The 11294-nt window shown below is 70.8% G+C and carries 11 protein-coding genes; 2 read left to right on the top strand and 9 right to left on the bottom strand.

Features of this window, described 5'->3' with window-relative positions; translation table 11 throughout:
* Positions 1 to 146: 146 nt before the first annotated feature.
* The 4 genes from AC5LUJ_RS14710 to AC5LUJ_RS14725 form a co-directional block, all read right to left on the bottom strand.
* On the bottom strand, positions 147 to 2291 hold the full coding sequence (locus AC5LUJ_RS14710; protein WP_250283660.1) for a glycosyltransferase family 39 protein: 2145 nt from the start codon (positions 2289 to 2291) through the stop codon (positions 147 to 149).
* Positions 2292 to 2441: 150 nt separating this feature from the next.
* On the bottom strand, positions 2442 to 2903 hold the full coding sequence (locus AC5LUJ_RS14715) for a hypothetical protein (protein ID WP_250283658.1): 462 nt from the start codon (positions 2901 to 2903) through the stop codon (positions 2442 to 2444).
* Positions 2904 to 2967: 64 nt separating this feature from the next.
* On the bottom strand, positions 2968 to 3246 hold the full coding sequence (locus AC5LUJ_RS14720) for a type II toxin-antitoxin system RelE family toxin (RefSeq protein ID WP_250283656.1): 279 nt from the start codon (positions 3244 to 3246) through the stop codon (positions 2968 to 2970).
* Positions 3243 to 3509, bottom strand: coding sequence for a type II toxin-antitoxin system Phd/YefM family antitoxin (locus AC5LUJ_RS14725; protein ID WP_250283654.1), 267 nt, complete (start codon positions 3507 to 3509; stop codon positions 3243 to 3245). The genes AC5LUJ_RS14720 and AC5LUJ_RS14725 overlap by 4 nt, the downstream gene beginning before the upstream one ends.
* A gap of 172 nt (positions 3510 to 3681) precedes the next feature.
* Between AC5LUJ_RS14725 and AC5LUJ_RS14730 the strand changes: the two genes are divergently transcribed.
* Together AC5LUJ_RS14730 and AC5LUJ_RS14735 are read left to right on the top strand one after the other, a co-directional pair.
* Positions 3682 to 4308, top strand: coding sequence for an RNA polymerase sigma factor (locus AC5LUJ_RS14730; protein WP_250283652.1), 627 nt, complete (start codon positions 3682 to 3684; stop codon positions 4306 to 4308).
* A gap of 1 nt (position 4309) precedes the next feature.
* Entirely contained in the window at positions 4310 to 5005 is a 696-nt protein-coding gene (locus AC5LUJ_RS14735; RefSeq protein ID WP_250283650.1) for a hypothetical protein, read from the top strand.
* A gap of 138 nt (positions 5006 to 5143) precedes the next feature.
* On the opposite strand, the gene AC5LUJ_RS14740 is transcribed toward AC5LUJ_RS14735, so the two are convergent.
* The 5 genes from AC5LUJ_RS14740 to AC5LUJ_RS14760 all read right to left on the bottom strand — a co-directional run bounded on the left by AC5LUJ_RS14740 (position 5144) and on the right by AC5LUJ_RS14760 (position 11226).
* Positions 5144 to 6571 (bottom strand): FAD-dependent monooxygenase, encoded by a 1428-nt coding sequence (locus AC5LUJ_RS14740; protein WP_493465108.1) that lies wholly within the window; start codon positions 6569 to 6571, stop codon positions 5144 to 5146.
* A 22-nt stretch (positions 6572 to 6593) separates the two neighbouring features.
* A complete protein-coding gene (locus AC5LUJ_RS14745; protein ID WP_250280891.1) occupies positions 6594 to 7754 on the bottom strand; it encodes a glycosyltransferase in 1161 nt (386 codons plus the stop codon).
* 72 nt (positions 7755 to 7826) lie between these two features.
* Positions 7827 to 8666, bottom strand: a complete 840-nt coding sequence (locus AC5LUJ_RS14750; RefSeq protein WP_250280893.1) for an ester cyclase — start codon at positions 8664 to 8666, stop codon at positions 7827 to 7829.
* Positions 8663 to 9937: a beta-ketoacyl synthase N-terminal-like domain-containing protein gene (locus AC5LUJ_RS14755; RefSeq protein ID WP_250289755.1), complete on the bottom strand. Its 1275-nt coding sequence runs from the start codon at positions 9935 to 9937 to the stop codon at positions 8663 to 8665. Before AC5LUJ_RS14755 ends, AC5LUJ_RS14750 begins: the two co-directional genes overlap by 4 nt.
* Complete coding sequence (locus AC5LUJ_RS14760) at positions 9934 to 11226, bottom strand: beta-ketoacyl-[acyl-carrier-protein] synthase family protein (protein WP_445548213.1); 1293 nt, start codon at positions 11224 to 11226, stop codon at positions 9934 to 9936. Before AC5LUJ_RS14760 ends, AC5LUJ_RS14755 begins: the two co-directional genes overlap by 4 nt.
* Between the last annotated feature and the right edge of the window lie 68 nt (positions 11227 to 11294).

An 11294-nucleotide genomic window follows, 5' to 3' on the forward strand; every position in this document is an offset into this window, starting at 1 on the left:
AAGCCGGCAGCTGAAAACTGGCAGCTGAAAAGTGGAAAGAAGCTGAAAAATGGAAGAAGGCCTCCCGGCGACGCGAAAAGCGCTTTTCGCGTCGCCGGGAGGCCCGTGCCCCGGTCCTGTTCCGGAGATGCTGTGCGGTGATTACTTTATGCGGCTGGCCTGGTCAGGTCGTAGACGGTCGTGCCGCCGATCGTGGTCGTGGTGAAGGTCTGCCGGACCCATGTGGTGATCGCGCTGGCGGTGCCGCCGGAGCCGCCACCGCGGCCCATGCCACCGCCGGCGAGGAAGTAATGGATCTTTCCGGCTTCGACGTACTCCTGGAACTGGGCCAGCGAGGGGGCCGGGTCGGTCCCGTTGAAGCCGCCGATGGCCATCACCGGTGCACGGGTGGCGAGCTGGACGCCGGCGGCGGAGTTGGATCCGATGGTGGCCGCGACCCAGGTGTAGCGCTCGGCGTTCTGGGTGAGCGCGGTCACCAGTTCGGCGTTCGGCGTCCCGGCGTCGAGCAGGCCCCCGAGGCCTCTGCCCCGGCCGAACATCGCCGCACCCTGCTGGCCGAAGCCGCCACCCAGGCCCGTCGCACCCCCCTGGCCCGTCGTGCCGCCCTGGCCTCCCGTCGTGCCGCCCTGGCCTGTTGTGCCGCCTGGTGGCATCCCCTGCGGGACGCCCCCGCCCGGACCGTTCATCCGGACGCCGCCACCGAAGCCTCCCCCGCCGAAACCTCCGCCGCGAGGGCCGCCGCCGAAGCCGCTGGTGGGCCCCGCCGACGGGAGGGCGCCGGTGTGGGGGGTGGCGGCCGTCTCGGCCGCGTAGGCCGCGGGCCCGATCAGCGTCACCAGGATGCCGGCGGCGGCCAGCACCGTCGCGGCGCGACGTGCCGGACGCGCGGGAAGCACCAGCGTGAGGATCAGCGTGACGATCGCCACGGCACCGACAGCGATCACGAGCGCTCGCAGCCACGGCTGCCAGTCGGGCGTCCGGTGCAGCAGGACGTACGACCACGCCGTCGTGGCGGTGACCGCGGCCGCCAGGACCAGGCAGGACCCGAGCCGGTCGCGTTCGCGCCACAGGTGGACGCCGCCGATGCCGACGACGGCCGCGGCCGCCGGCGCGAGCGCGATCGTGTAGTAGGGGTGGATGATCCCTTTGGCGAGGCTCAGGGTGACGCCGGTGACGACCAGCCAGCCGCCCCAGAGCAGCAGCGCGGCCCTGGTCCGGTCGGTGCGTGGGGCGCGCCCGCGCATCGCGATCACGGCCACCATGATGATCAGTGCCGCGGGGATGAGCCAGGAGATCTGCCCGCCCATCTCCGTGTTGAACATCCTGGTCAGGCCGGTCTCCCCCCAGCGGCCGCCGGTGCCGCCGCCTCCGCCGACGCTGCCGGCCTCGTTGCCGTTGAGCCGTCCGAAGCCGTTGTAGCCGAAGATGAGGTTGAGGATGCTGTTGTTCTGCGAGCCGCCGACGTAGGGCCGGGAGCCCTTCGGCCACAGCTCCACGGCCGCCACCCACCAGCCGGCGGCGACGAACATCGCCACCCCGGACAGCAACAGCCGACCGATCCTGCGCCGCAGCGATATCGGCGCGGCCAGCAGGTAGGTGGCCGCGAAGACCGGCACGACCAGGAACGCCTGCATCATCTTCGCGAGGAAGCCGAACCCGACGAAGACCCCCGCCCAGACCAGCCATCTGGCGCTGCCCGTCTCCGCCGCCCGGACGGTCGCGTAGGCGCCGAGGAGCAGCAGCAGGACGAGCAGCGCGTCGGGGTTGTTGAACCGGAACATCAGCACCGCGGCCGGTGTCAGCGCGAACACGGCCGCGGACAGCAGCGCCGCGGCCGGGGAGAACCAGCGCCGGACGGTCACGTACAGCACCCCGACGGCGGCGACACCTTCCAGCGCCTGCGGGACGAGCACGCTCCACGAGCTCAGCCCGAAGATACGCACCGAGATGTCCATCACCCACAGTGATGCCGGTGGCTTGTCCACGGTGATGAAGTTCGCGGCGTCCGAGGAGCCGAAGAAGAACGCCGTCAGGTTCGACGACCCTGCCTGGACGGCGGCGCTGTAGAAACTGTTCGCCCAGCCGGAGGCGCCGAGCCCCCAGATGTAGAGCACGGCCGTCCCGGCCAGCAGGGCGAGCAGCGCGGGACGCACCCATGCCGGATCGCTCTCCCGGCCGCGCAGGAGGCTTCGCGCCCACCGGCCCCCCGCCCGGGAACCGGCGCCGGGGCGGCCGGGTGCCGCGGCCGGGGCGGGCGGAATGCCCGCCCGCTCGGGAACGGTCGTGGTCATGGCCGGATCCTCGCCGTCGGTCCGGGCTGCTGTCGAAGGTCGGGAGCCACCGTCATGGGACCTGATAGTGGGGTTTCAGCCTGACGCTGACCTGATGCGAGCCTGGGAGCCGACTGAGAGCCTGTCCAGGTCCGCCCAGGTCAGGTTTGCTCAGTTCCAGGCGGCCGGCCGCTGGACGGGCGAGACGATGTGGCCCGGGGTGCCGAGCCAGGCTTCCTGGCCGTGTGGGGTGACGGTCATGCCGAAGCGGTGGAACCTCGGCCTACCAGCCTTGATCCACCACTGGTAGGCGGCCTCCAGCTCCTCCCACAACCGGCGTGGCCCGCACTGGAGGACTTCGTATCCCTGGTCCTCCGGGTCGTCCGCGAAGGAGGCCCACAATCGGGACCGTGCGTGTGACAAGCGGAGAAAGACGATCCCGGTATCAGGATCGGTAGCGGTTCCCGCGATCATGCCGGGACACGCCAGCCCAAGGGCGAAACCCGCGTCGTAGTTCTCGAACACCTCGCGTGGACGAACGGACGTGAAACTGATCTGGCGGTTGTCCTCGTGTGTCCACCACAGCGGAGCGTCGTCACGATGGCTGCGTATCTTCATGAGCCGCGAGTGCAAAGATGCCCATCCGCCCCCTCCTGCCGTGGGCGGTTCGCCATGGGCGAAGAAAATCGGTAGCGGGTCACAGCGGTCGGTAGGCATCCCGGCGGTGCTCGAGGCGGAGGACGACGACGTCGTGCTTGTCGTCATTGATCCGATAGAGGATGCGATAGGTGCCTCGGCGGGCCGCCCATATTCCTTCGAGATCGAAGCGCAGGGGTTTGCCTGCTCTGCGTGGAGCTTCGACCAGAGCGGTGGTGAGAAACTCCACGGCCGCGGTCGCGACGGCTTCGGGCAGTTGGTCGGTAAACGCGCGTCGGGCTGGTGGGGTGAGGACGAGCTCGTAGTCGTCGCCGTTCACCTGAGCAGGTCGCGTACGGCCGCTGTGCCGCGCAGGACGTCGCCGCTGGCGTAGGCCCGGTCGGCCTCGCGGATGTCGGCCAGTGCCTGTGAGTCGCGCAGGACGTCGATGGTCTCTTCCAGTTGGGCGAGGTCTTCGGGGCTGATCAGCACGGCGGCGGCGTGGCCGTTACGGGTCAGCACGATCCGTTCGTGCTGGTGTTCGACCCGATCAACGAACTCGGACAGGTGGTCACGGACCATACGGAGAGACTCGATCGTCATGGCCACAATTGTGGCTCATTGATCGTCCGATGTCCACTCCGCTCCCCGTCCCTGGCAACGGTCGTGGGCCTCTCCACAGCCCCGCGAGTCGCCGAAGCTTCCGTCCTGGAGGTGGTGGTTCGCTGGGAACCTGACGGGCTCGTGCGGACATTACGAGGTATGAGAGCGATCGATGACGCCTGAGCCGGCTGATGACGGTGAGCTGCTTGCGCGGGCCCGGTCCGGGGACGGGACGGCGTTCGGGCTTTTGTTCCGCGCGCACTCCAGCGCCGTCTACACCTACTGCTTCCGCCGGCTCGGTTCGTGGAGCGGTGCGGAGGACGCGACGTCCGTGGTCTTCCTGGAGGCGTGGCGGCGGCGGGCCGACGCGGTTGCTCTCTCCGGCTCGTTGCGCCCGTGGCTGCTCGGGGTGGCGACGAACGTGGTGCGCAACCAGACGCGGGCCACTCGTCGTTACGACGCGGCGCTGTACCGACTGCCGCCCCCGGATGTGGAGCCCGATCCCGCCGACGAGGTGGTGGCACGGCTCGACGACGAGCAACGGATGCAGGACATTCTGCGTGAGCTCGCGGTCCTGAACCGTGGTGAGCGGGATGTCGTCGCCCTGGTGGCGATGGCCGGTCTGAGTTATGCAGAAGCCGCGGTCGCTCTGGGCGTTCCGGTGGGAACGGTCCGGTCGCGGCTGGCCCGTGCCCGCGCCCGGCTCGCGAAGACCCGGGCCGCGGGGACGGGCGCGTTCCAGGAATCCGTTGACACGGCGACACCGGTCACAGGCCGACACGGTCGGGAAGGGGCGTGACATGTCCGATCTGGATTTTCCGTGGCTTCCGCCGCAACGGGCCATCCCGGCGGAGCGGCTGGCACAGCGCCAGGAACTGCTCGAACGCCACGTCGCGGCGACTTCCGAGCCGGCCCGGAGGCCGTGGTGGCGGCGAAAGCTGATAGTCGTTCCGGCTGTGGCCGTGGTGGCTGTTCTTGGGACGGCCGCCGGCCGAGGACTGCTTCCTGGTGATGTGGCGACCCAGGCTATGACGGTGTCATGTTATAAGACGGTGAGTCTTCACGGTGACACGGACATTGTCGGCGGCGGGGTGACGGACCCAGTAGAATCCTGCCGGCAGGTGTGGCGGTCCACCGGAATGAAAGCACCGTCAGAAATCGTCGCCTGCCTTACCTCGGGTGGGGCTGTCGCGGTGTTTCCGTCGAAAAACGCCTGCCGCACGCTGGGGCTGCGGCCGTTCATGGGAGTGTCTGATTCCGCGCGCAGCTTCGCCGCTTTCCAGAATGACGTGGTGACCGCGGTACGGGCGGATCACTGCCGCCCCCGCAGCGAGATCATCAGTATAGTCCGGCAGAAGTTGGATTCCTACGGCCTACAGTCCTGGCGGATCGACGACAGCGGCTTCGGCCAGCCGTGGGCCGTGGGCCGGCCCTGCGCCAGCCTTTCCTTCAACCACGACCAGTCGACCGTGATCATAGTGCCGCACACGGAATGATGCTGACAGATGCGGTGACCGTCTCGACGCAAGAACGGTCACCGCATCTGTCCAGGAATCTGGTTTTCAGTTTTTTGATGAACGAGACCGGTTGCTGGGGGAAATTACCGGATGACGTGTATGCCGTCGACGAGGAGATCAGTCGACGAAGAGGTCGGTGCGGGCTGAGACACGCTGGGTGCCGAAGGCCACCGGGGACGCGTTGACGACGAGCGGCGGGCCGCCGCGGCCGGGGCCACCGCCGGCAGGCGGGCCGCCGGGCCCGGGCCTGCCGCCGGCACCTGGGCCGGTCGGGGGGCCACCGCGTCCGGTGTCCGGGGCGGCCGGCGGCCCGCCGTGTCCGGCGGCCGGGCCGGTTGGGGGGCCGGCTGAGGGGCCGCTGTGTTCAGTGGGCGGGCCGGCCGGAGGGCCGCCGTGCCCGTGCCCGTTCCCGCCGTGCCCACCGGGGCCGCCGTGTTCGGCGGACAGGTCGGGCGGGGGGTTACCGGGGCGGGCGAACAGCAGTTTGGCCTGCCTGGCCTGCATCTGCGTGACCGTTTCCACGACCGGCCGCCGCTGTTGCTCGAACTGGCCGAGCGTGTCGCGGTCGAAGCTGCCGGCGGCCAGCGCCGAGACGAGGATCGGATGCGCGAGTGCCGCGTCCTGGATCGCGAGGTTGATCCCCTGGCCGCCGATGGGGCCGTGCGTGTGCGCGGCGTCCCCGATGAGCAGCAGGCCGTCCCGGGCCCAGGTGTCGGCGAAACCGGCGAACACGTCCAGCACCGCGAGGTCACCGGGCACGTTGATGTACTTGGTGATCAGGTCGGCGTAGCGGGGAACGGACTGGCGGATCTGTTCCTTGATGTGCTCGATCCCGTGCTGGGCCAGCGACCGGTAGCTGCGCCGCGGGAGCGTCCAGCCCAGCTGGAGGCTGTCGGGGTAGGCGTCGTAGACGATGATCGGGTTGCCGTCGCCCTGGAAGACCGTCACCTCGGGGCCGTGCCGTTGCGGGGCGGGCAGTTTGAACCACACCATGTCGTAGTCGAAGGTGTCGATCTTGGTGAATGTGATGTCGGCCAGCCGCCGGGTCCTCGAGTGCCGCCCGTCCGCGGCTATCACGCACCGGGCGTCGATCCGCTGTTCGGTGTCGCCGTCCGGCAGGGTGACGCCGACGACGCGCTCGCCGTCCAGGAGCAGCCCGCTCGGTGACCGGCCGTCGAGATACTCGAAGCGGTCGTACTGTTTGCAGGCGTCGAAGAGCTCTTCCAGGACGTTCGGCTGCGGGATGCTGAGGAAGTGGTTGTACGGCGGTTCGATCTGGTCGTACTCGGCCTGGAACAGGGGGCGTCCGCCGGAGACGATACGGAAGCGCGAGCACTCGTAGTGGCCCCGTTTGCGGGCGCCGTCGAGAACACCCAGCTGGTCCAGTATCAGCGCGCCTCCGGGCTGGAGGATCTCGCCGCGGTACTCGCGGTCGAACGACGTCGCCCGTTCGACGAGGACAACCCGGGCGCCGGATCGCACCAGCAGCAGCGACAGGCTGAGCCCGGCTGGGCCGGCGCCGATGACGCAGAAATCTGTCTCCATGATGAAAGCTGCTCCCGTTTGGTCAGACCAGGGCGGCGGTGAGGTCGTGGATGACCGCGACGACGTCGGTGGGCGTCGGCTGGGCGGCGTTCTCGGCGGAGAGCGCCGCCGCCCTGTCCCGGTACGAGGGGGTGTCGAGCAGGTCGCGGCAGGCCGCGACCACCGACTCGGCCGTGACGCCTTCCCCCAGCAGCTGCCGGCCCGCGCCGGCGGCGCTGATGCGCGCGGCGTTGTCGAACTGGTCCGCGAACCGCGGCAGCGCGAGCTGCGGCAGGCCCGCTGTCACCGCGGTCAGCGTCGCCCCGGAGCGCCCGTGGTGGACGACAAGGTCACTGGTGGGTGCGACCAGGTGCAGCGGGAGCAGGCCGGTGGGGGCGCCGGCCGGCAGCGGCAGCGTCCAGCCGGGGCTGATCGGGTCCTCCAGGCCGGCCACGACCTCGATGCCGAGGCCGTGCAGGACGGCGGCGACCTCCGCCAGCGTTTCCGCGAGGTTCCGGAAGGCGGCCCTGACCAGGCTGCTGCCGACGGCCAGGGTGACCCGGGGCCGCTCCGTCCGCCTGAGGATCCACTCGGGCAGCGCGGCGGCTCCGCTGTAGGGGACGTAGCGGATGTGCCGGTCGCGGGATCCGGGCGGGTCCGCGGGCCGCAGGCTCGGCGGGCACGGGTGCAGGCGCAGCATGGGTTCGGGCAGGTCCGTCAGGCCCAGGCCGGCGAGTTCCGGCGTGAGCTCGTCGCGGGCGGGCGGCCGGGCCTCGGGCATCGTCGTCACACCCCAGCCGTGTTCGACCCAGGGTAGGCCGTGCGTCTCGGCGGCGAGCTGGCCCGCGTGCTCGGTCGGTTCGCTGATGATGACGTCCGGGCGCCAGCGCTCCACCAGTTCCAGCGTGTACGGCAGGGTGGCGGCGGTCAGGCGTCCCCAGGCCCGGCCGGTGCCCTCGTTGCGTTCCGCGGCGTTTGTCGCGGGCGGCACCGGCCGGCCGTCCCGCTCCCTGGTCATGATCGTGAGGAAGTCGACCGACGGCGCGGTCGGCCCCGCCGGCAGCGCGGCCTCGGTGATGGCGCCGGTGAAGTTCGCCGGCGCGGCGACCAGGACGTCGTCGCCGGCCGCCCGCAGCGCGTGCGCGAGCGGAACCAGCGGAAAGAGATGACCGTGGACCGGAGAAGTGGTGAAGAGCACTCGCACGAACTGCTCCTTACGGGTGTGACAGGTGTGGGGACACGGCCCGCGACGGTCGTCCCGGGCCGGCATCCCGTTTCAGGCGGTGAACGCCGGGTCGCGGTCACCGGTATCCGGCTGGAGCGTGCGAGTACCTCCCGGCAGACTGACGCCGAGCCCGCCGGAATGCGTTCCCCCCGTGCCCACGCCGAGTTGGCGCAGCAGGCCGCGGTCGTCACGGATGGCGTCGTGCTCGACCACCGTGCCGTCCGATATGCGGAACCAGTGGATGTGCCGCCAGGTGACCCGCTGGCCGGCCGCCCGCACACCCATGATCACGTCTTGTGCCTCGCCCTCGACCGCCAGTTTCGCCACGACGTTCTCGGTGTCCGCGACGATGCTCTCGACCGTCCAGGTCGCGGTCGGGAAGGCGCGCAGCACGACTGCCAGGGTCTGGGCCAGCCCGTCACGCCCCGGGGGGCTGCCCGGCTGGAGCCGGTGGTTGACCATGTCCGGCGCGAAGGCCGACACGGCGGCGTCGACGTCCCCGCGCTCCAGTGACCGGAAGTGCTCGAGAATCGTTCTCCGGTTGGCCTCGACCCGCCTGTCGACAGCGGATTCCGCTCTTTCCGAAGAAATTTCCGGGTCTTCTTTCTCGACATGCAGGACGATTTCCGAGATTTCCATTCTCGCGCTTTCCCGAAGTTCGCGCAGGGGTGCGGTAAGGATGTCCTGTTCCGGGCTCCGCTCGAATTTCTGGAATGCTTCCGGGCTGTCCCAGTCGCTGGTGATCACAAATTCGCGGGGGCCGGTGCGCAGGAGGCTCTGGCGCAGGTTTCCCGGCGTCCGGCGGACCACCGAGGCGATCTTCTCCCAGGCGTCGACGAAGTCCTGCTCCCGGTCGGGACGGACGAGCATGCGCAGCGTCGCTCTGATCATCGGGTTCCTCCGTCCGTGGTCGCGGGGTCGACGGCCCGCAGGATCAGCGAGCTGTTGAAGCCGCCGTAGCCGCGGGCGTTGACCATGGCGACCCGTACCGGGGTCTCCCGGGGCACCCGGACGAGATCGAGGCGGTACTCCGGCGCCGGGTCGTCGAGGTTGCCCACCGCCGGGATCACCCCGTCCCGGATGGACAGGACGGCGTTGACGGCGGCCAGGGCCGAGCCGCCCGCGCACATCCGCCCGGTCAGGCCCTGGGGGGCGGTGACCGGGACCCGCTCGGCGTGCGCGCCGAAGGCGGTATGGATCGCGCGCGCCTCGAGCTCGTCGAGGTCGCGGGAACCCGCGCCGTCCGCGAAGATCACGTCGACGTCGGCCGGGGTGAGCCGCGCGTCGGCGAGCGCCCGGCGCATGGCCTCGGCGTACCAGCGCGGATCCGGCGACGGGTCGCGGTGGTGGTGGGCGTCGTGGGTCGCCGCGTACCCGGCGATCTCGGCGTACACCCTCGGCGCGCCGCGGGCCGCCGCGGACGCCGGGTCCTCCACGACGAGCGTCGCGCCCCCCTCGGCGGGCACGTGGCCGCCCGCCTCGCGGTCGAACGGCTTGTAGCCGCCGTGTGGCTCACGGCTGGTGGACAGGCGCCCGCCCGTGATCTGGCAGGTCAGCGCGTAGGGGGTGAGGCCGGCTTCGGCGCCGCCGGCGAGCACCACCGGCGTCCCGCGCCTGATGGTCCGCCGCGCCTGCGCCAGGCTGTCGAGACCGCCGGCGCCGTCGGAGACCACGACCCCGGACGGCCCCTTGACGCCGTGCTGGATGGAGGTCTGGCCGGTGGTCGCCGCGTAGAACCAGGCGATGGACTGGTAGACGCTCACGGCCTGGCGGCCCCGGCTCCACAGCCGCTGGAGCTCCCGCTGGCCGAAGTCGTTGCCGCCGGAACCCGCCCCGAACACCACCGAGGTCGCGTACGGGTCATGCGCTGCCGGGTCATAGGCGGCGTCGGTCAGCGCGAACCCGGTCGCGGCCATGCCCAGCCACGTCCACCGGTCGGTCTGCAGGATGATCCGGCCGCCGATGTGGTCGGCGGGGTCGAAGCCGGTCACCTCACCGGCGAGCGTGGTGGCGTACCGGCTGGCGTCGAAGCTGGCGATCGGCCCCACCCGCAGCTCACCGCGCAGCGTGGAACGCCAGTGCTCCTCGGTCCCGATGCCGCTGGGGGTGACCGCCCCGATGCCGGTGATGACAGGACGCAGCCCGGCGCGGGTGGCGCTCACCGGTCACCTCGTCCGCGGTCGAGCACGATGGCCGACTGGAACCCACCGAAGCCGCTGCCGACCGACAGCGCCACGTCGACGTCGTACTCGCGGGCGATGTTCGGCACGTAGTCCAGGTCGCACTCGGGGTCCCGGCTGGACCAGTTGGCCGTGGGCGGGACCACCCGGTTCTCGATCGCCAGGGCGCAGGCGGCGATCTCGATGGCGCCGATCGCTCCGAGGGAGTGGCCGACCATGGACTTGATCGAGCTCACCGGGACGTCGTAGGCGTGCGGCCCGAGCGACTTCTTGAACGCGGCCGTCTCGTGGCGGTCGTTCTGCTTGGTCCCGGAGCCGTGCGCGTTGACGTAGCCGACCCTGGTCGGGTCGGTACGGCCCTGCCGCAGGGCGTCCGAGATCGCTTCGGCCATGTCGAGGCCGTCGGCCTTCAGGCCGGTCATGTGGAAGGCGTTCGAACGGGCGGCGTAGCCGGTGATCTCGCAGTACACGTGCGCGCCCCGGGCCCGGGCGTGCTCGAGCTCCTCCAGGATGAGCACGGCGGAGCCCTCACCCATGACGAACCCGTCCCGGCTGGCGTCGAACGGCCGGGACGCGTGCTCGGGGTCGTCGTTGCGGGCCGACGTCGCGCGGATCGCGTCGAAGCAGGCGATGGAGATCGGGGACAGCGGCGCGTCCGTCGCACCCGCGATCACGATGTCGGCCTCGCCGTCGGCGATGAGCTGGTGGCCGTACCCGACCGCGTCGATCCCGGAGGTGCAGCCCGTGGAGACCACGTGCGCCGGGCCGTGGGCGGAGAAGCGGCAGGCCACCTCGGTGGCCAGACAGCTTGGAACCAGAGCGTGATAAAGGAACGACGAGGCGTAGACGGGATCGACGAGCCAGTCGCGCCCGCTGTCGCTGGCGACGACGTACTCGTCCTCCAGCCGGGTGGTGGCGCCGACCGCGCTGCCCATGCTGACGGCCACCACCGGACCGCCGGCGTCGGCGGCGTCGGCGCTGTCGGCGCCGTCCCTGCCGAGCTCCAGACCGCTGTCGGCCACGGCCTCGGTCGCGGCCGCGAGAGCGAACTGCACGAAGCGGTCGTTGCGGGCGATCTCCTGCGGGGTCAGGCCCGCCGCGGCCGGGTCGAAGTCGCATTCGGCGGCGATCTGCGAGCGGAACTGCGTCGGGTCGAAGAACGACAGACGCCTGGTAGCCGTCCGGCCCTCGGTCAGCAGGTCCCAGAACTCCTTGCGGACAGTGCCTCCCGGCGCGACCACGCCGATGCCGGTTATGGCCGTCCTTCTCACTTCCGGCTCCTTCACGGGGTGTTTCTCACGGGTGTTCCGCGGCGGGTGCCGCGGGCTGGGCCAGGGCT

The sequence above is a fragment of the Protofrankia sp. CiP1_Cm_nod3 genome (assembly GCF_982290655.1).